Annotated in this window: 20 protein-coding genes and 1 pseudogene; 13 read left to right on the top strand and 8 right to left on the bottom strand. The window is 45.2% G+C overall.

Features of this window, described 5'->3' with window-relative positions; translation table 11 throughout:
* Positions 1-7: 7 nt before the first annotated feature.
* On the bottom strand, positions 8-805 hold the full coding sequence (locus tag NSQ46_RS25115; protein WP_342575150.1) for an ATP-binding cassette domain-containing protein: 798 nt from the start codon (positions 803-805) through the stop codon (positions 8-10).
* 13 nt (positions 806-818) lie between these two features.
* A complete protein-coding gene (ssuC, locus tag NSQ46_RS25110; protein ID WP_342575148.1) occupies positions 819-1,598 on the bottom strand; it encodes an aliphatic sulfonate ABC transporter permease SsuC in 780 nt (259 codons plus the stop codon).
* A 289-nt stretch (positions 1,599-1,887) separates the two neighbouring features.
* Between ssuC and NSQ46_RS25105 the strand changes: the two genes are divergently transcribed.
* Positions 1,888-2,370, top strand: coding sequence for a hypothetical protein (locus NSQ46_RS25105; protein ID WP_342575147.1), 483 nt, complete (start codon positions 1,888-1,890; stop codon positions 2,368-2,370).
* Between the two features lie 224 nt (positions 2,371-2,594).
* Here the strand turns inward: NSQ46_RS25105 and NSQ46_RS25100 are convergent, their stop codons facing one another.
* A complete protein-coding gene (locus tag NSQ46_RS25100) occupies positions 2,595-4,406 on the bottom strand; it encodes an Ig-like domain-containing protein (protein WP_342575145.1) in 1,812 nt (603 codons plus the stop codon).
* 523 nt (positions 4,407-4,929) lie between these two features.
* On the opposite strand from NSQ46_RS25100, the gene NSQ46_RS25095 reads away from it, so the two are divergent.
* The 3 genes from NSQ46_RS25095 to NSQ46_RS25085 all read left to right on the top strand — a co-directional run bounded on the left by NSQ46_RS25095 (position 4,930) and on the right by NSQ46_RS25085 (position 7,542).
* Positions 4,930-5,664 carry an SMI1/KNR4 family protein gene (locus NSQ46_RS25095; protein ID WP_341341552.1) on the top strand — a complete coding sequence of 245 codons (735 nt, stop codon included), beginning with the start codon at positions 4,930-4,932 and terminating at the stop codon, positions 5,662-5,664.
* A gap of 150 nt (positions 5,665-5,814) precedes the next feature.
* The gene (locus NSQ46_RS25090) at positions 5,815-7,062 is read left to right on the top strand and encodes a WXG100 family type VII secretion target (RefSeq protein ID WP_342575144.1); all 1,248 of its coding nucleotides are present in this window, start codon (positions 5,815-5,817) and stop codon (positions 7,060-7,062) included.
* A gap of 6 nt (positions 7,063-7,068) precedes the next feature.
* A complete protein-coding gene (locus NSQ46_RS25085) occupies positions 7,069-7,542 on the top strand; it encodes a hypothetical protein (RefSeq protein WP_251536554.1) in 474 nt (157 codons plus the stop codon).
* A 399-nt stretch (positions 7,543-7,941) separates the two neighbouring features.
* Here NSQ46_RS25085 and NSQ46_RS25080 read toward each other — a convergent pair.
* Positions 7,942-8,049: pseudogene (locus NSQ46_RS25080) on the bottom strand (putative holin-like toxin); the annotation flags it as partial.
* A 53-nt stretch (positions 8,050-8,102) separates the two neighbouring features.
* Here NSQ46_RS25080 and NSQ46_RS25075 point away from each other — a divergent pair.
* Positions 8,103-8,447 (top strand): hypothetical protein, encoded by a 345-nt coding sequence (locus NSQ46_RS25075; RefSeq protein ID WP_340897182.1) that lies wholly within the window; start codon positions 8,103-8,105, stop codon positions 8,445-8,447.
* Positions 8,448-8,765: 318 nt separating this feature from the next.
* A complete protein-coding gene (locus NSQ46_RS25070) occupies positions 8,766-9,269 on the top strand; it encodes a C40 family peptidase (RefSeq protein ID WP_007131131.1) in 504 nt (167 codons plus the stop codon).
* Positions 9,270-9,593: 324 nt separating this feature from the next.
* Here NSQ46_RS25070 and NSQ46_RS25065 read toward each other — a convergent pair whose 3' ends face one another.
* A complete protein-coding gene (locus NSQ46_RS25065) occupies positions 9,594-10,979 on the bottom strand; it encodes a helix-turn-helix transcriptional regulator (protein WP_210095351.1) in 1,386 nt (461 codons plus the stop codon).
* A 402-nt stretch (positions 10,980-11,381) separates the two neighbouring features.
* Between NSQ46_RS25065 and NSQ46_RS25060 the strand changes: the two genes are divergently transcribed.
* Both NSQ46_RS25060 and NSQ46_RS25055 read left to right on the top strand, forming a co-directional pair.
* Positions 11,382-11,807, top strand: coding sequence for a DUF6157 family protein (locus NSQ46_RS25060; protein WP_007131133.1), 426 nt, complete (start codon positions 11,382-11,384; stop codon positions 11,805-11,807).
* 45 nt (positions 11,808-11,852) lie between these two features.
* Positions 11,853-12,032 (top strand): hypothetical protein, encoded by a 180-nt coding sequence (locus NSQ46_RS25055; protein WP_342575142.1) that lies wholly within the window; start codon positions 11,853-11,855, stop codon positions 12,030-12,032.
* Here NSQ46_RS25055 and NSQ46_RS25050 read toward each other — a convergent pair whose 3' ends face one another.
* A complete protein-coding gene (locus NSQ46_RS25050; protein WP_007131134.1) occupies positions 12,033-12,902 on the bottom strand; it encodes a hypothetical protein in 870 nt (289 codons plus the stop codon).
* A gap of 150 nt (positions 12,903-13,052) precedes the next feature.
* Between NSQ46_RS25050 and NSQ46_RS25045 the strand changes: the two genes are divergently transcribed.
* The 4 genes from NSQ46_RS25045 to NSQ46_RS25030 all read left to right on the top strand — a co-directional run bounded on the left by NSQ46_RS25045 (position 13,053) and on the right by NSQ46_RS25030 (position 16,307).
* A complete protein-coding gene (locus NSQ46_RS25045; RefSeq protein ID WP_007131135.1) occupies positions 13,053-13,754 on the top strand; it encodes a MerR family DNA-binding transcriptional regulator in 702 nt (233 codons plus the stop codon).
* Positions 13,755-13,846: 92 nt separating this feature from the next.
* Positions 13,847-14,665 (top strand): helix-turn-helix domain-containing protein, encoded by an 819-nt coding sequence (locus NSQ46_RS25040; RefSeq protein WP_007131136.1) that lies wholly within the window; start codon positions 13,847-13,849, stop codon positions 14,663-14,665.
* 80 nt (positions 14,666-14,745) lie between these two features.
* Positions 14,746-15,201: a VOC family protein gene (locus tag NSQ46_RS25035; RefSeq protein WP_342575141.1), complete on the top strand. Its 456-nt coding sequence runs from the start codon at positions 14,746-14,748 to the stop codon at positions 15,199-15,201.
* A 560-nt stretch (positions 15,202-15,761) separates the two neighbouring features.
* Complete coding sequence (locus tag NSQ46_RS25030) at positions 15,762-16,307, top strand: hypothetical protein (RefSeq protein WP_342575139.1); 546 nt, start codon at positions 15,762-15,764, stop codon at positions 16,305-16,307.
* A 261-nt stretch (positions 16,308-16,568) separates the two neighbouring features.
* Here the strand turns inward: NSQ46_RS25030 and NSQ46_RS25025 are convergent, their stop codons facing one another.
* Both NSQ46_RS25025 and guaD read right to left on the bottom strand, forming a co-directional pair.
* A complete protein-coding gene (locus tag NSQ46_RS25025; protein WP_342575137.1) occupies positions 16,569-17,921 on the bottom strand; it encodes a solute carrier family 23 protein in 1,353 nt (450 codons plus the stop codon).
* A gap of 44 nt (positions 17,922-17,965) precedes the next feature.
* On the bottom strand, positions 17,966-19,330 hold the full coding sequence (gene guaD / locus NSQ46_RS25020) for a guanine deaminase (protein WP_342575135.1): 1,365 nt from the start codon (positions 19,328-19,330) through the stop codon (positions 17,966-17,968).
* 222 nt (positions 19,331-19,552) lie between these two features.
* Here guaD and NSQ46_RS25015 point away from each other — a divergent pair, with 222 nt between their 5' ends.
* Positions 19,553-20,062 carry a DUF4241 domain-containing protein gene (locus NSQ46_RS25015; protein ID WP_144870926.1) on the top strand — a complete coding sequence of 170 codons (510 nt, stop codon included), beginning with the start codon at positions 19,553-19,555 and terminating at the stop codon, positions 20,060-20,062.
* Positions 20,063-20,095 lie beyond the last annotated feature (33 nt).

Here is a 20,095-nt window from a genome sequence, read left to right as displayed (position 1 = left end):
TCGAAACCTATGAACCTTTCTTTAAGGGATAGGGGAGGCTTTCTGCTTCATGCCGGCATGCCACTTCGGTTATGCCCAAGACCCGTTTCAGGATGTGATCGATGAATGCGGCCAGCTCGGCATTATCCCGTTGACGGGGGCGGGGGAAAGGGACAGCTCGATCCATCGCGATCCGGCCTTCCTCAATGAGGACCACGCGATCGGCCAAGACGACAGCCTCTTCGACATCGTGCGTAATCAGGACGGTCGTAAATGGCTGCTGCTGCCACAACGATTCGATTAATTGCTGCATTTCAATGCGGGTCAATGCATCCAGCGCGCCTAGAGGCTCATCGAGCAGCAATAGTTTGGGCTGGCTCGCGAGCGCTCTGGCTAAGGCGACGCGCTGCTTCTGACCGCCGGAGAGCACGGACGGCCAATCATTGGCCCGGTCACCGAGCCCAACCTGTTCTAAAGCGGCTTCGGCTTTATGGCGATCTTCTTTTCGAAGTCCGATCGCTACGTTATCGATGACCTTATTCCATGGCAGTAGTCTGGCATCTTGAAACATCATCCGGGTCTCGGCATGAACATGGTGGACCGGGTGGTCATTGATCCATATGCCTCCCGACGTGGCGGGTTCTAACCCGGCGATCACGCGCAAAAGCGTGCTTTTCCCGCAGCCGCTTCGCCCGATGATGGCTATGAACTCTCCCGGCTTCACGGCCAGCTCAATGCCTCGAAGTACAGGCTGTTCGCCAAAGCTTTTCTGTAATTGGGTTATACGAAGATGCACACCGTGGGTAGAGGATTTCAGGGTCGACACATCCTTTCAGAGCTTAGTTGTGATAATTCGGGTTCCATCGTAAGAACCGCCTCTCTAAGAGCTTGGCGATGGAATCGGCCAGCTTTCCAAATAAGGCATACAGCACAATGGTCAGCAGAATGATATCGGTTTGCATGTATTCTCTTGCATTCATGGCCAGAAAGCCGATGCCCGAATTCGTAGCAATCGTCTCGGATACGATGAGGGTGAGCCACATGATGCCTAAAGCGTAGCGGAGTCCGACCAGAATGGAAGGCAGGGCGCCAGGCAAAACGATTTTCCAGAAGAGCGAAGCGGTGCGCAGCCCGTATACGCTGCCCATTTCGATCAATCCGTGGTCCACGGATCGGATGCCATGCAGGGTATTGATGTACACCGGGAATAACACGCCGATCGCGACCAAGAATATTTTCGATTCCTCGCCAATGCCAAACCATAGAACGACTAGGGGAATCATCGCCAGATGAGGAACATTGCGTACCATTTGAATCGTGGTATCCAACAATTTTTCGGCGATGGACGATAAGCCGTTGATGAAGCCCAGCACAAGACCGATTCCCCCGCCGATTAAGAAACCTATGAACGCTCTTTGAAAGCTGATGGAGATGTGTTCGATTAACTTTCCTGATAACAGCAAATCTCTGAAAGAAAATAAAACGTCTTGAGGCAGGGGGAGGATTTTCCTCGATATGACGTCAAGATTGGATAATATGGCCCACACAACGATTAGTAAGATGGGGAGGATCCAAGGCAAACATTTTCCGATGAACGGATTGGACATGAGCTTTCTCATCGCTTCTACTCACCTGGCTTTCAAAAATAAGATGATCAACAATAAAAGGCCACAGCTCCAGCAGAATATCCTGCTGAGGCTGTGACCTCCATTTGAATGGTCGGTATCATTTGATATTAAATAATTCCTATGAGTTTAATATGGATTTGATTATACTTTCCGATTTTGGTTTCGTCAACCGGAAATGTGCGAGTCCATGGAAGAAGTTATGTTAAAATATGGTGTAATGCAAATTCTCTCTTACGGAAAATACGTACTTGAGTGAAGATGATGTGTAGGAGTGTTTTATATGAACAAAAAAATAGTCTTGTTGTATCTTCTTCTTGTTACGTTGCTCATAACTTCCTGTTCGCCAAGAAACCACGATCGAATAGAAGAAGAATCCGGCGCGTTGGAGATAGTAAATATATATTTGTACCGTAAAGACTCCGGTCGCGTACAACCCGAACTGATCAATATACAAAGTGATCCTGATTTGCTAAAGACTGCTGCACAATGGGCAAAGAGTGGGGAGCCTGAAGAGTTGCCTAATGCCCAAGAAATAAAACAAATGTATGTCTTTCAGTTTCAATTTCGGAACGGAGATACCATCCAAGATGTGTATTATATGTACGTTACGGACACGAGTAATAAGCAGTACATGAAGGAATTTGAAGGGAGTCTTAAAAAGGATACCGACAAATTTGACGATTTGGAAAAAGAACGGATACTAAATTTAATTGGACTTGAGAGCTGGAAAAAGGTTTCAGCATCAGACTTATTAAATTCGTGATCGTTACGTGGTAATCAGGGCGAATCTTATATAGACATGAAATGTGTGGGGACAAGAGTGTCTAATATATTATATGGTTTTGGGACGTTCCCCGTATATCCCCCAAGGGTGCAATAACTAATATGAACCGCTCCCGCTGGGAGGATGTGTTCATTCAAAAGTCACAACTCCAGCACAATTATCTGCTGAGGCTGTGACCTTCATTTAATTTTCGTCAACCGGCATTATTCTGACACAGGTGCATGAACGACCATCACGCTGGCATACGTCAAGCTTCCCTTATACTTCGCATAGATTATGGTTTCTCCCGGTTTATGGCCGATCAGATTTCCTTCCTCATCTACTTCGGCAATGTCCGGATTATCGCTGATAAACGTTGTTTGCTTGGTGATGTCGGTTTCCGTATTTGTGTTATAGTCATAGAATGTGACCTTCAGATCAAGACTCGAGCCTTCCATAACTGAATACTCGCCCGAATCCAGTTTGATAGTCCCGAAGACGGGATCGAATTCGTCCGTATGTTTAGGGAACACCGTGACGTTTATTCTGGCAGTGAAACCCTCATACGTTGCTTCGACATAGGTCTGTCCCGGCATATGCCCCGTGATCCGGCCCAATGCATCGACATCTGCGATGGCGCTGTCCCCCGCGATGTATACTGCTGCGCTGGACAAATCATCCTTGACCCCGTCGGAATAAACTGCTTGAAGCACGGTTGTGACGCTTGCGCCTGCTTTCAATTTCTTCTCCTTATCCGTAAACGAGATACCCGTTAGCGTACGTTCTGCTGGCGGCCGGGCCTCCGAAGGAGATACCTTCATCAGCTGAAATTTATTGTCGTCTCCCCGCAAAACGGTTCCAGAGAAAATAAAGCCGCCGTCAGGGGTTGCTGCTGCGGTCCCAATGTTGTAAATTGGAGCCCCCTTAAACAATTCCCTGCTGATAAACCCGCCGTACGCGTCCACGTTTACCACATTGTATTGCTGTCTCCAATCCAAAGCGCCCTTAGTAGTATGTCCTCCCAACATGACGTAGCCGTCTTTTGTCTGGAGCAGGCGATTAAAGGATTCGGAATTTGCACCATCGCGATATGTTTTCTCCCAATGTACCTGCCCGTTCGAATCGGTTTTAGTAAGAACAGTTACACGTTTACGATCCATATATTTGGAGCTTAAGATCACATAACCTCCATCCTCCGAAGCAATAATCGATTGGCCAGTCCAGCGGCTGCCTGGGTCAGCGAATTGTTTCAACCAGACCTGTTGGCCTTGATCATCAATCTTCACCATCAGCAGCGCATCAAGTTCTTTCGATTCATATTCGACATTGCCTCCAAAGCCAACAGCGATATAACCGCCGTCAGTCGCGGGTATCAGATCGTATATAGAGTCGGCAGTACCCGAGAAACGGTACCTTTTGTACCACAGCGTCTCTCCGTTTTTATCGATTTTTGTAATATTCGGTGTTTCATAGGCGACACCTCTTGAAATCCCTGTGCCGGCAATTAAAAAGCTGCCGTCGTCCGTTTCGACAATAGCTTCGGGGGTATTAGAGAATCCGTCATTGACCAGAGCCTTCTCCCACAGCACATTCCCCGACGAATCCAATCGGACTATGAACAACTGGTGGATGGGTTCACCGTCTCCTCTCGCTGAACCTACAACAAGGTATCCTCCGTCTTTTGGTTCAATGGCCAGATATGCCGTGCTGTTGTCCGAATTATTTTTCAGTTTCTGTTCCCATTCCACCTGTCCTTCCGCATCAAGCTTCAGAATATAGGACTTTTGAAACAAAGACCACTGCCAATCCTCCGGTCCAACCTTTTCCTTCTCGTATATGCTTCCTAAGGCTAAGTAGCCGCCGTCAGAAGTCGAGATCACTCCTTTCCCGGTGGAGTTGCTTCCGTAATCCCTGGACCATTCGACAGCTGATTGCACCTCTTCGGCAGCTGCATGTCCCAATCCGGACAGAAACCCAAACGTCAGCAGCACCCCGGCAATGCATACCGTAATAAACCGCGAAAAGATTCTTGTCATAATCAAACCCCTTTCGATACAAATGATGTATTTGACTTGAGAATTTTTTGATATCCTCTGTCAAATTCATTATTCATTTGATTCTAAGGTGTTGGTATCCCACAAACTTCATAATTCCCTACTGCATTGGAACCATCTTCCATATTTTGAATCTAATAATAAGTCGTGCTCATGGGACTAAAGGGAATACCTTCATGACTCTTTCCTTGCTATGAAAAAAAGAAGCCGGCGGATCCGCCGGATTTCCTAATATTTGTTCACCCGGAAGTTCGAAAGCATCACTCTATGAAAACGTAACAAGGGTGCTGGATCTTTGATAGAATGGTTTTTGACGAAAACAAATTATCCAAAGATAGGGGCAATCATTAGGTGTACGCTACCCCCGCAATCTTCAGCAAAATCAAAACTAAAGAAACCGAATAAACTAGATTGGATTCGTTGTGATGGGTGGAAGAAGGCTCTCTGGCAGGGAGTTCCGGAAGCTTGTTTAAGGATGTAGACGTCGAGGAGGTTGACTCAATTAATGAAAGCGACAATCGAAGGACTTCTCCGTGTATTAGGGGAGCATCATAAAGAGGCCCACGGCATTCCGGAAGCGGACATCCAGGCCAAGGAACAGAGCCTTGGCTTTCGGTTGCCGGTGGTCTTGCGGGATTATTATAAGAATTTGGGACGTTCCCCATATATCACCCAAGGGTGCAATAACCAATATGAACCGCTCCCGCTGCAGGATGTGTTCATTCCGGATAAAACGTTTTTCACGACAGACAAGGCATTCCTGGTCTTCTATCAAGTGGAGGAATCCGTGATCTATTGCGGGATCCGCATTCAGGATTTGGAGAAGGAGGATCCACCAGTCTATCTCTGCGCGTGGAACTCACCCGACTGGCAGCTGGAAAACCGGTCACTTCAGCATTTTCTAGCTGGTAAGGCATTTGTGCAGTTGGGCGTCGAGGATCGGCTGCCGTATTGGGCCATTTTCGATGAGAGCATGTGGGGCTTGTCCGACTATTGCCGCAGCATGCATTTGGAGCGGGAGCATGAGATTGATGAGGGGTCAGAACTGAATGCATGGAAAATCTACGTAAAGGATGATGTGCTGATTGTGTTCGAGCTCTACGTATCCGAAGAGGAAACGGATGACGTGTTGGCTGTGTACCTGGCGTCTTTCGAGCGAGCCAATTTGGGGAAGCTGTTGAGCGGGATGGGGCGAGTGGCCAACTTGCCTGCGTTTCGATCGAATCAATCAGAATCGTGACGATTCTTGTGTAGTACGTTGCAGATTTGGCGATTCTGATAGGCACTTTCGGCTGAGCTAAGCTGCGTATAAGAGAGGACCTTGGAACCTTTTCCAGTTATTTGAAGTAGGGTAGAATGACTATCTAGCAAATGATGAAGAGGTTGAATTATGTCCAAAATCCTTGTGCCTCCTGAGGTGCTGCTGTCGGTGTCAGAGCAGTTCAATCGAGCCTCCAATCAGTTGGAGGCGAATTCAAACACGCTGAACCAACACATTCAGATGCTGGCGTCATGTTGGGACGGGACCACGTGCTCGCGTTTTTATTATGATTTCCAGCAGGCGTATCGCGACATGAAATTGACGATTGAGCATATGCAGGTGACTTCTCAGGAATTAAAAAAAATTGCTTATAAATTCATGCAGGTCGACAATGAGCAGGGAAACTTAGACCCTAGGTGCGCATCTCCACAGACCCTGAACTCTTTGGGGATGAGCAATGACCACTATGAAAAGGCCATCAAGGAAAAATCGTTTGGAGACCATGTCAATGAACTGGGAATGGAATTTAAAGCATTCGGCGTGGGAGTTCAGGCAGCTGCCGCCGAGATGTGGGACTCAGCTAAAGATACGGCGAACGCCTTGATCGAGGAACCGGTCGAGACTGGGAAGCAGATGGCATACAATGCTACGATCGGGACCGCGGAGGAGATTGTAAAGACAACGATTTGGGGTGCCAAAATGGCACTTGATATCGGTGACACCCGCGAGAAATTAGGTGAGGAGGTCCAGGCGGAGCAAGAACTAATCAATGAGATGGGCACATCGACCTACCTGGGTCAGCAGGCTGCCATGATTTTCGGCGGCTTTGCCTTGAAACGACTTGGTGTCAAGGATACGCCTAACCTCAAGAAAGATTCTGGTGGCGATGGGGGTAAGGGTGGAGCGGGGACTGGTGATGGTGGTACAAAACTAACAGAACCCTCTTTACCTAATGGAGGTAAGCCAAAAGGGCATTACACTAAAGGTGATTCACATGGTGTTAAGAAAGAGAATGAAACAGCAAATATCTTTGCAAATCAGGGATATGATATAGAGATGTTGGATGAAGTGAATGGTGGAAATGGACGTGGTATAAAGAATACATCAAATCCAGATTTTCTAATTGAAGGCGAAGTATTTGACTGTTATGCACCTACAATAGATACAAATGTGGACAATATTTTAAGAAATATTAGAACTAAGACAAAAACACAGGCAGAGAGGATTGTACTTAATTTAGATGGTTTCACTCCAGAGAAAATAACTGAAGTTACTGAAGGGATTCTAAGGAAGGCTAATCCAAACGGAGATTTAAAAAATCTACAAGAATTGTTAATTGTGGTTGACGGTAAAATCACTAGGATATTTGGGGGATAGATTTGCATGGATTTCGAATTGTTTTTAGAATCTAATTTAAGTTGCAAATCATTGGCAGAAGTTATTGAACAATTTATAATCAACTTTTTGAATGAAAAGGTATCGATCCAGAAAGATGAAGAAGAAATAGTTATCGGAACTGAATACTTTTCATTGGCTCTTGAACTTGAGGATATCTCAGATATAAATTTTGTTAGAACCCACTATGACTTAGATGTTAATATTTGCATCAGAGTTCAGTTATTTGGAAACACCTTTGATCAGGGAATAACATCTTTGTTTAAAGTTATCGGGAAGTTATTAAAACAATGTGGTGGGAATCTGTTGTTTTTAGAAAATGGTTCGGATCAGCTGCTTAGAAAAGAGAATGGTCAGTTAATTGTCAATAGTGATTTGGATCAATACCAGATAAAGTACTTAACCCCAAGTTTACTAAGTTTACTTGATCATTCTTATATCGAAAGAAAGTTGAAGAAATAAAGTGCTTCATCGGATTTTTATTGGGGCTACCCAGTGCCGAAAGAGCCTTACATTTAACTATAACGCATATAACCCATATGGTATAATGACCGATGCCCGTCTCGCATCACACACTGCGAGAGATAATGCAAATGCTCGTCCCCCTTTAGAAGAGATCTTGAGGGGGGTAATGGTTTTGCTGGAGGGTGCCTATCATAGACAGCCCTCTTTGTTCTTATGGAAATCTTGGACTATTCTGTAGTAACAATACCAGGTAATATAATGGTACAATATGTAATTAATAATGTGGAGTGAGGATGCAGCTAGCATCCTCACTCTTTAACAACAGCCGCTTCTAAGGGCAGTAGGCAGTTAGAGGGACTAGAAATAGGTCGTTATCCCATCCACGGGCGGCCTATTTCTTTTGTTTTGGTTCAATGCTAAGACAATTGTTACGACCAGCCCGATAAGCGTGACAAGTAGCGAACCGAACTGGATCATTAATGTCAGAGCATCCCTTTCATAAATACGGTATAATTTACTTCCTATGATTTACAGAAATAATGGAAATGGGGTAGAAAATGAAAGAAGTAAAATCCATTAAGTTTTCAATAACATTTTTTCTTATTCTTATTATTTGTTCGGCATGCCTGAGCACTAAGGAAGAAGGGCCAAGTGGAGCTATTTTATTAGATGAATTAAAAGGCTTGTCTGAAAAGGGTGTATCACTGAATTGGGATGATTTCAACAAATACTCTTTTGAGGACATCGGTTCAGGAGTATATATAAGAAAGTATCAAATCGAAGGAGGACACGAGTTATTTATTACAGGTAAAAGCCTAAAGACTCTTCCGGAGAAAATTTATATTATCAATAAAAATGGTAAGGAATTATCTCTTGCTCAGGATGATTTGAGCGTTTTATAGCCGCATGATAGCGGCTTTTTTATTTTAAAGATACAGGATCTTCTCAACTGCTGTTTAGAAATGCGGTCACGAAGTCCATTCCACATGACCCGGATGTTTTATCAGATCGTAAAGAATTTTCTCGAGGAGTTTAAATTAGTGACTCCTATCTTTCGAATAGGCCAATTCATTGGTGAATGAATACATTTTTTAGAGAGCATATTTGCATATAAACGAATAACCAAACCTTTTGTTTGGTTTTGAATAATCTGTAGCATTGCAAAAAAGGTACATGTCACCATTTGTTGATCTATTTTTGAATCTGGAGGGGAGGAACTTATGGCACAGCCGAAAAAAATAAATACGCATGAAAAAATTATTATTGCTGGAATGAAGCATATGAGTAAACCATACAGGTTGGGGGCTGAGCCGTTTCAGACCAAAGAGTTTGATTGCAGCTCATTTGTACAATATCTTTATAGCCAAGTTGACGGGATTCTTCCTCGTACTTCCAGGCAGCAGAGCCTGATCGGCAAAAAAATAAAGAAAGAAAATATTCGAAGAGGAGATTTATTGTTTTTTACCAGTCGGGCCCGATATTCAAAAAAGGGCATTGAAAGGATAGCCCACGTTGCTATTTTTATTGGAAACGACAAAATGATACACTCATGTAAAATGGGTGGTGTCGTTATATCGAAATTATCAGATGTCATCAATAAAAATGATAACAAACGCTGGGATGATTATTATTTATTCGCGAAACGAATATCAAAAGATGAATTGCAAGATCTAATCACAAAACCTCAGGAAAACGCTAGTTCCAAGTTAAAGGCTAAACAGTAAACCCAAATCTTGAAATGTAATAAATTAAGGGGACCATGAAATAAAGCAGAAAGAGCCGTATATTTTCAAATTCCGATCTGCAAAAAACTCGTAAGCCCTAATGATACTACCAGCCCTTGCACAGACTCTTCCTCTAAGCAGGCGATGCTGTGGCTCAGCTAGAAACCACGGCCCTCGAGTGAACTGCCCCCCCAATGTTAGATGATGTCTAACATTAGGGGGGCAGTTGAAATCTCTATTAGAATCGGCTGGTTTTCTTCACTCAAGCATTCAAATGAAGTTACATATTTCTCAATTATACCTTGAGGCCCCGTAGGTAGTGATTCAAGAAATATTTCTTTTCCTGGACCAAGAATCGCCTTCCTTCCGAATTGCTCCATACCGTTGAAGAATGGATGGATTTAATTTGGGCCTTAGATGCTCCATCGTGGTATTGCACCTTACGATGTTGACCGGATTATTGATGCGATAGGAAACTTCAAGACCGTCCAAGAGATACTTCGTTCCTTTGAGGAGGTTGTTCTTCCGTAAATAATAGTCGCCGACATCGATCAGGAAATTGGCAAAGCGGTCATCGATGATATGTCGGGTGTAATTGCCGATGATTCCCCCAGGGCGGAGATGCTCTTCAATGAGCTCCTCAAATCTTTCGAGATAGGGATCCACCTCGAAATGATACATGTTAGCCGCTTGAATGATTTTAAACAACGCTTTTAAAATTTCGTCCTCGTGAGCAGCAATATATTCAATGTACGGTTCAAGAACATCGATATTCCCCTTCATGAGGCGGTACAAATAACGGTTGCCTCTGGCCCATTCCCGAAACTGTTCCTTGGTCTGTTCAGCCTGTTCGTCGGTTTCGATAATCCAGCTCTGGTCCTCGTAGCGGGATAAATAGTAAAGGGCTAGATCATAATCAGCGTTTTCTGCTGCTATCGAACCTAATAACAAATCGGAGTACAAAATATAGCCGAACAATGGTTTTACTGGCTCAAGTTGTCTCCGGTTTGTCTTGATTTGGCTATGCTTCTGAGCGTACAACATTCTTGCGATCCGCCCCATTTCCTGGGCATGCGTCTTGGCTTTGTTCCATTTGCGTAAGGATAATAACGTGTTGGTCAGGTCTTTTAAAGCATCTAATTGCACGCCTTCGGGGACTCGCCGGATATAAGCTTCAAACTGAATGGCGCAGTGCAGGTTATTCTCCTGGTTCTCATTTAAGGAGCAGGTAAAAATCCGGTATTGGCACAAGCCAAGCCGCTCGGCGTGCTGGTACTTCTCACCGTCAGCCACTTTTTTGTATATGATTAGGGGCGCTTCCCGTTTCCCTTGCTGGAATAGTTCTTCCGCACAATCAAAGAGCGGTGCAGCGTAAGATGGATAATCCATCATCATATCGACTGCCTGTGCGACGCAGTCTAGTTTTCCTAGCTCGGCACAGCGCATGATAAAGGGTCCAAGCCGCCGCCAGTTCAAGGATAATTCGTTTAAATATAGATCATAAAAAAATCCTTCTTCTACATCCATAGCTCTTGTAATGGAATCAAGGCTTGAAACGGACAAGGCTTGTTGTCCCTTGATAAACCGGCTGAGCGTTCCCGAATTAATGCCTGCTCGATTGGCAAAAGAAGTGATGCTTAATTGCTCCTTCTCTAGGTATCGTAATAGCTCCCTACTGATCGTAGCCTCTGTAGGTAACAAGAATATCATCCTCCGACCTCGTTATTCCAGAATTTAGGAAATGACTTATATAAGTAATTTAACGCATGATGGTAACTTTAATCAACCATTATTTTGTTTGAGTGACGAGGGGATTCTCCATGCGAACAGAATGAACTAAAGGCCAGGTCGTTTACCTGCAAGGTCCATCAGGCCCAGGAGTATCGAATGAACCCATCATTCCAATAACACTTCTAACCGATATAACACCCGGTATAGAGGATAACGGGACGAAAGCGATTCAACATTACACCATCTTGATTTCGTTCGAAATCTTGCTCTATCTTTGCCGTAATAACTGACCGATTCTGTCAGGAATAAAGGGTTATAATAGATGTTAGAAAATTCGATGTGTGATGAGCGAAGCTATACATCGGTTCAGGAGGAACGAAGATGGAATGGAATTACTATGATACGTTTATTACCGTTGCCCCGGATTGCCCCGCAGAGACCGGAACGAAGCCTCCGGACAAGAAAAGCGGAAAAACCAAGCCGGGCATCGAGTTTGAGCTGCTTGAGAATCATCCGTATGTCTATACCCAGGAGGAGCTCCAGTTCGAAGTGCATATCCGGCACAAAAACATTCCGGAAGCGGAGCTGGCCGAGAGAAGGGAGCAGATTCGAGAAGCGTTTTTTAGGAAGCCGCAACCATGCTTGAGAGCATCCATGCTCCCGAAAAAGTACGGATGGGGTCTTCATTTCAATGCGAAGGGGCAAATCGCGATCGTTCCGGTAGAATCTCCGGACTACCATCGCTTCGTGGAAGGGGCCAACGGAAAGGTGAAGCTGCTCGCCGCCATGAGGAACAAGAAGAAGTGATTCGGGACAGCGGCCACGACGATGTCTAGGTGACTTTTGTTGCTCTTGATTGATGATAAGGCTGTGGCTGAAGCTGCCTATAAAGCCATGAAACCAGAATTCCTCAACCAGACGAGCTTCCAAAGCGGTCAACATCTGGAATATGGAACTATACATATAAAAGGGCAGCCGATGGAACTTGATCGGCTGCCCTCTTGTTTTTTCAATCACCAACAATTTTACTAACTACTTCAAATGTTTAATGAACCAAGCCTTTATCAATGGCAGAACCGTTGCAGGTTGCATGGCTTTGGTGTGATCCATATCCTTTCCTTTTAAAATTTCTATATCCCATCCAAGCTGTTCTAATTCTTGTTTCTTGTTTTGAAGTATACCGATAATATCAACTGTGACATTGCCGAAGTTTTCTCCATAAACGATAGTGTCTTTTTCCCCGGCAAACGCCAATCTCGGAATCGCTAATTTATGTTGAATTTCCCGATCATCAAATTCCATTAAATGTTCGTACATTGTAACAAACTGTTTAGTTTGATTCGTGTCGATCTTTACTTGGATGTTATCCCAATCGACCTTTTCTGGACTGATTTGGCTTTGTTCATCAACAACGGAAGCATTTTGATTGCTTAAAGCTTGTTTATATGTTTTATTTGTCACAACCATCATTTCTTTATACGGACCATCTATTGGCGGAAAGCCACCCATGATTAAGCTTTCTAGTCTGTCTGTCCGAATAGCTAATAGTAATCCAACCAAAGCCAACCAAGAGTAACCATAATAGCTAAACTTCTTAACGTTCATTTCATTAGCAATGGTTAGTATATCTTTTACAATGCTTTCAGGTGTGAGATTCTCTGGATTCGGATGTTGTAAACGGTGCCCTTCGTAGTCGAAGTGTAAAATCCGGAACTTGTCCATAAGTCCCTCAACAAAATGCTTTCCTAATTCGGGGTCTACTCCCCACAGCTTTAAGTGTTCGGCATCCTGTCCATAAACGGATTCTTTAGCAACCGGAAGCATGATGGTGGGAGAGTTTGCATTTCCTACTAGACCAACTTTTAGCTCTGTTCCATCCGTAAGTTTTATGTTCTTTTCCATTTTTATCACTCCTAAACGGTTCATACGACCATCATATAACATTCATGCAATCTTTCGGTTTTCTATTTCCCGCCCTTTATATATTGGGGCTTTATTGGAAAATATGTTATTGTAGCACTTGAAGGTCTTACTTTAAAAAGGAGGTAATAGATGGAGACATATACCCCTAAACAAATTGCAAAGACCTTAAATGTCAGCACTACAACTTTGCGAAGGTATGAAGAACTAGATCTCATTCCTGCCGTACCGAGAACAAAAAGTAATCACCGTTTCTATACAGCGCAACACTTCCAAGCTTTTATTACGATTAGGGCCTTGTTGAAAGGATATGACATCCCTATTGTTTACGAAGTCATGAGACTGAGTAAAAATGCACGATATGTAGAAGCCCTTTGGTTAGTTAATGAACAGCAATATCATATTCAAGTGGAGAAGCAGCGAGTCGAAGAAATACTTACGATGATACAGAATGCCGATTTTACCAAATATAAAAATGTAAAACTAAAAGAATATATGAGTATTGGAGAGGCTGCCCAAATAGCGGGCGTAAATACTTCAGCTATCCGGCATTGGGAACATGAGGGATTAATCCATTCGGAAAGAAATAATGAAAACGGTTATAGACTGTTCTCGATATCTCAGCTTCGCAAAATCCTGGTCATAAGCAGCTTGAGGAAAACCGTTTATTATATTGAAAATATGAAGAGTTTATTGAATAATTTGGACAACCAAAACTATGATAAAGTCGAACGTTCCTTTCAATTGGCTTTGGAAAATTTAAATAATCAACTAATGCTTCAAATGAAAGGAATCGCAGAATTGATAAAATATATAAGCTTTTGCCAAAGGTAAACGATATCTGTGTTCGATTGTTTGTTATTTCATTTGTATTATTATACAATCAGGACAATATTTTGGAATTATAAGTTGAGGAAGTGGTGATCATGGTATTTCATACCTATATTCCAAGTTTGCCCCTATCCAGATTTATTGACTTCTGTTGGTTGTACCAGGGATGCGACCGTTCCTTTAATCTGGAACATGTTTTGCCGGACGGTTGTGCTGAATTGATCATCAACCTTCATGAAGACAAATTCCGAGTATATAATCGTAACCTTCATCACGTCCAGACTTTCTTCGGTTCGATATTATCTGGATCGCAATCGGAATATGTCGTCATCGATACGGCCAGTCAGGTTTATGTCATGGGGGTACATTTTAAACCGGGCGGCTTGTTCCCCTTCCTATCCTTCCCCGCATCCGAGGTGCACGACCAAGTCGTATCCTTGGACACGCTTTGGGGTACGGAAGCGAATGAATTGCGTGATCAGCTGCTTGATGCGGATACGCCGGAGATCAAATTCCGTTTAATGGAACAGTTTATGTTCAGTATGGTGCGAAAGCCATTGCAGCACCATCCAGCCGTGTCCTATGCGTTAAAGGAAATGTACAAGCTGCCCGGCATGCGAAGCACTGCCGATTTAAGCCAGCACCTCGGCTTTAGTAAGAGACATTTTATTCAAATGTTCTGCAACGAAGTAGGAGTGACCCCCAAATTGTTCGGTCGTATCCGGCGGTTCCAGGAAGTGCTGCACCTCATTCATCGAGGCGAGCAGATCAATTGGGGGGATATTGTTTTTGACTGCGGTTATTATGACCAGGCTCATTTCAATCACGATTTCCGTGCCTTCTCCGGGCTTAATCCGACAACCTACATGAAGCATCAAAGCGAGCATCGCAACCATGTCCCCCTTGTTCAATGAGGTAAATTTTTTACAATATAGGCTGCCAGGCTGATCGTAAAATGGATTCATCTCATAAACAAGAGGAGGACATGCCCATCATGGAACAAAACAAGATTAACCATGTAAAGCCGGTGCCGGAGGGGTATCCTACGATTACGCCGTATATGATTATTCAAAATGCCGGGGATGCCATCGCGTTCTATAAGAAGGCTTTCGGAGCTGCAGAGTCGATGAGGATCACAGACGAAGACGGGAAAATCCATCATGCCGAGATCAGGATCGGCAGCTCGCCCGTCATGATTGTGGACGAGTTTCAAGAGTTTCCATATATAAGAAGTCCGCGCGCGCTTGGAGGAGCGTCGGTTCACCTGTATCTCTATGTTGAGGACGTTGATTCTTTATTCGAACAAGCGATTGCTGCGGGTGCCCAAGTTCTGGAGCCGCTTAAAGATCATGATGATGGGGATCGCCGCGGCGGATTAACGGATCCTTTTGGCCATGTCTGGTGGATAGCTGCATGTATTAATGGTGATCGATTGGAAGAGTTACGATAGGGGGGAGAGCGATTCAACCGTCCGACCATTTTCATATCGTTCGAAATCTTGCTCTATCCTTGCCGGCCGTAGAAGAGGGGACCTCTTACGGAACCCCCGCATATCGCATCAAAGGAAAGCTATTGGCGCGTCTGCACGAAGATGGGGTTACCCTCGTACTAAGAATGGACTACGAAACGCGGGACTTCTTGATGCAGTTCGATCCCGATGTCTATTACATCACAGATCATTACCGCAACGCTCCGTATGTGCTTGTGCGCCTTTCGGCCGTCGACCCGAAGGAACTGCTGGAGCATCTCGAACGAGCGTGGAGATCCTGTGCACCAAAGAAGCTTCTGGATGGGTACAGCCCTAGTTGGAGGTTCGAATCGGAATCTTAGTGCTGCGTGTAAATGCAAAAGCGTTTAGCCAGCGCCTTAAATTGTGTTTTAATATAACTTATACTTCTCAATCTAGAATCACACTCGGTGGCATTATCATACTAAAGATAATTGGAAAGATCATAAGGGAAATGTTGACCGGTATCAAAATTCACTTCCAAAATGGGGTTCGGAATAAAAGTGGAAAAGAGAAGATTTTTATTAACATTTGGTCGGAATTTAGACCATAGCAATATCGACTACTTGGTCCAGAGCCGACTGTTTAAGTATAGGGGGAGGATTCAGGAGGATTATTTCAATCCTGTTCTTAAAAGCGGCGCTGAGTTAATTCTGAACTACCAGATTATCGATACGAATTTTAATCGAGTGTCAATGAAGTATTATTTGGAAGATTTTCATTTAACGGAAGCGCAGAAGAATGGGTTTATGCTTTCCTTGCAAAAATTGAAGGGTACGCATGTCTGGTGTGATCCGAAAGTTCAAGGACATGCTTTTTGCGAAGTGAATGGGATTAAGTACAGTTTTCACGTTTATCGGTCACTTCAAGGACAAGAATTTCGCTTCCCGGAATATTACAATGACAGCACGACTGACGCTACGATTCAGAGCCAACTGCATAAGTTGCCATCGGAAGAACAATATTTACAGTTTCCTGCAGATATGAATCCAGAGGTACAAGATGAAATTACGATTAAATGGATAAAAAGACTAATTGAAATGAAATAAACAGGTGAGACTCTGCGCTTATATGTTGCAGGGTCTTATTTTCTTTTGTGAATTGCCCAGCCCAACATGCGGAAATATAAAACACCTGCCATCACCTAATAAACAGCAAGCATCTTCTAAGCTCCTAGACTTTGTGTGTAACGAAGTGTTTATCCCCTAACTATAAAAAACACCCCCAAAGTCTGCGATGAACGCAGCCGCTTTGGGGGCAGTCCTGCTTAGCTTACATATAATCCGCTCGTTTTTGCCTCGCTTTACAACCTACTTCGCGCTCGGCAGTAACTTATTCAACACAATCGCTGCAAGGGAAGCAGCCAGAATTGGGGAGCCCAATAGATATTGCACGAACGTAGGAAGCGTATATAAGAAATCTTTAGGAATGAGCACTAGCGCCAACGTCAGGATCATCGGGATGGCGATAATGTACATTTCCTTTTCACGAATGGTTACGTTCTTCATGACCTGGATTCCGTTAATCGAGATGATGCCGCAGACGATCGCGAATACGCCGCCGATGACAGCCGTTGGGATCGAGGAGATCAGCGCAGCCAATTTACCGGAACAGCCGAACAGGACGAACCATCCGCCTACCGCAAGGAAAACCCGGCGACTGGCTACACCCGTGATGGAAATAATGCCTGCATTGGTGGAATAGCCGGTAACCGGCGTTGAACCGAGTACCGAAGCGATCAGACAGCTAATCCCTTCGCCAATAACCCCGCGGTTAATGTTCTTATCCGTTAACGGTTTATCAATGACGTTGCTGATGGCAAACCATGTCCCTGTCGTTTCCGCCAACAGCACGAGGTAAATGATGACCATGGTGATGATCGCCGAGAGATCAAATGAGAAGCCAAAGTCCTTAAACGGCAGCTGCGGCATGCTGAACCACTTGGCGCTTGCGACAGCGCTGAAATCCAGGACACCCATGAAGTTAGCCGATATGCATCCGATGATTAACGCGATCATGACGGAGGTAACTCGGAAGATCGCGCCTTTCGCTCGCAGCAATGAACCGAGGGCCACGAATAGAAGGAGTGCACCGGCTGAGATCAGCGCCAGCAGCACGTTCTGATTGATGGCAGCGTCCGTGGCGCCATAGATATTGTCGCGGATGGCAACCGGCAGTAACGAGAGACCGACAATGAAAATAATCGTGCCCCCTACAATCGGCGGGATGAAGGATTTCACGATTTTATTGAAGATTCCCGTATATCCCAAAATCACCACGAGAACAGCACCGACCAAGCTGGCACCCAGCACCGAGCCCCAGCCCGTCTCCCCGCCGCCGCTGGCGGCATAAATGGCGACAATCGCGCCGAGCGGAACATAGGAAGGACCCTGCGCCATCGGCAGCTTCATACAGAAGTACGTCTGCACGATCGTGGCAAGCCCGGCCGCAATAAACGTGGATTGAATTAAGGCGCTGGACTGATTGGGCGCTAAGCCGATTAACATGGCAATCAGGAACGGAACGACGTAGACGTCCATCGCGACGACATGCTGCAAACCGAGAATGGCGGATTTTCCGAAGGAAATTTTGCCGTCGGGCGGAACCGTTAATTGCTGTGAATTCGTTTGTGCGTCATTTTGCTTGTCTGCTTGTGTTTTCACTCCGATGGACACCTCGAATGTTTAGATTAATTGATCTATCATGCTTAACGCGAATGAACCTTGTCCCCTTGCACCCACACCTCGCGGATATGCTCAGGTCTTGCCAAATACATGATTTTCTGAAAAATATCGTGCACATCCTCATGCTCATCGAAAATCGGCAGCTTGGCGGATGGAATGCTCGTATCGATCACCTGCACATCCCATGCATAGCCTTCCTGGATACGACCGATCGGCAAGCTCAGACTATCCCCGCCGCCGGCCGTTGCCAGATAGAATGCCTGATGGATCGTAATGCGCGAATCGGGTACGCCGCGATCTTCGGCAGGAAGGGAAGGGTTAACGCCATCCTCCAGCATCCGCGAGGATATTACCGCTTGTCGAATATTATCGAAGAGGCTTGGCGAGAAGCCGCCGGAGATATCCGAGCCCAGGCCGATCTCGACATTTTTGGCATGGAAACGGGCGACCGGGATGACGCTGTTGGCGAAATACGCGTTGGATATCGGACAATGGGCAATCGCGGTGCCGGTGTCCGCAAATAACTCCGCATCCTGATCCTCCAGAAAATTGCAATGCGCCATAACGGATTTATCCCGCAGCAGGCCAAAATCATGTAACGCAAACGCATCGTTCTTGTGGAATCGATTCTTGACATATCCGTGCGCCCAATCGCTTTCGCTGCAGTGGGATTGAACATAGGTGTCATATTTGGCAGCCAGCTCGCCTAAGCCTCTAAGCCCCTCATCGGTGCAGCTTGGAATGAATCGTGGGGTGACGACGGGATAGACGCCTTGTTTTGTAGTCTTGGCTAATTCCTGTACAGCGATAATAAATTCTTTCGTATCCGCAAGTGCGGTGGATGTGTCCGCATCGCGGTAGTATTCCGGATTCTGCTCGGGATCGTCCATGACGACTTTGCCAACAAGTCCGCGCTGGCCTTTGCTCGCACAGATTTGGGCTAACAGCAAGCTGGCTTCCTTATGCACCGTTGCAAAATAAAGGGCCGTTGTCGTTCCGTTGGCCAGTAAGGTGCTGACCACATCGTCGTAAACCTTGCGCGCAAACTCGAGATCGGAAAATTTCGATTCCAGCGGGAAGGTGTACGTATTTAACCAGTCGTAGAGCGGGATGTCTAATGCGGTTCCGGATTGGGCCCACTGCGGCGCATGCACATGCAAGTCGACAAAACCAGGCAAGAAATATTGACCCGCCTCTAACCGTTGAAATTTGTCAGTGCCTTGATACGCATCCAGCAAGGACGCGTACTCGGCGTCCTCCGGGGCGACGATTCGCTCAATCATACCGTCGGCATTGATGCAATACAGATGGTCCCGTAATACTTGAATTTCTGTGGGCGATTTGCTTGAAAAAGACGTGCCTTGAAATAATTGCATATATTTACTCATGGTTACCGCCTTAATGTTCGTTTTTTGGAATGTGGTTGTTATTATAGACCTTCAAAAAGGATTCGTCCATACCCTAAAGGCGAATAGATGTAGATACATGTCGAATAGGAGCGATTGTAATACCCTATCCTGATGGATAACCATCCTGGTGCGTCATTAAACTTTCCTTTGCACCCATGATAGAATAGATGTAAATCCAAGCGGTTATGGGAGGTATCCTCATTGATCATTCAACTGGGTAATTTCGAAGTAACTTCCGGACAATTGGTTGTTGCTGATCCGTGTTACGAATTAGATACGAGCATCGTCATTATGGGTGTAGTGGAGCCTGCATTGAATGGAACGTGGGTCTCGGAAGTGGAGAAGGCGGAGATCCCGGACTGGGGTGAAGCCAACGCCAAGCTGACGGCATACCATCAGTCCGTTGCGGAACAAGGGGCATCCTTGGAGTGGATCAAGTGTCCTTTCGTGGCGGGGGTGGACAGCGGACAGGCTGGGATTTTTGATATTCACAAATACCGGATTCCGGATGCGGAAGGATCATCGGACGGCACGGATACGGAATGGTATTATGCCTGCTGTGATATCACCGAAAGCGGGGAAGAGGCGGGTGTTCTCGAGGGAGGCGTTGTCTCGCGTACCGGCATTGGCGACGGGGCGTACGGCGTGTACAAGGCGGTGAATGGGCAGGATCAGGTGGTAGGCGTGAAGATTGTTTTTATTAAAAGCTAGGATACAACCACAACGACTAATGCATCGTAGTCT

This window comes from Paenibacillus sp. FSL M8-0142 (assembly GCF_038597315.1).
GTDB lineage: Bacteria > Bacillota > Bacilli > Paenibacillales > Paenibacillaceae > Paenibacillus_AQ > Paenibacillus_AQ lactis.
The sequence above is the reverse complement of the archived record's forward strand: the minus strand, read 5'-3'. Positions and strand labels throughout refer to the sequence as shown.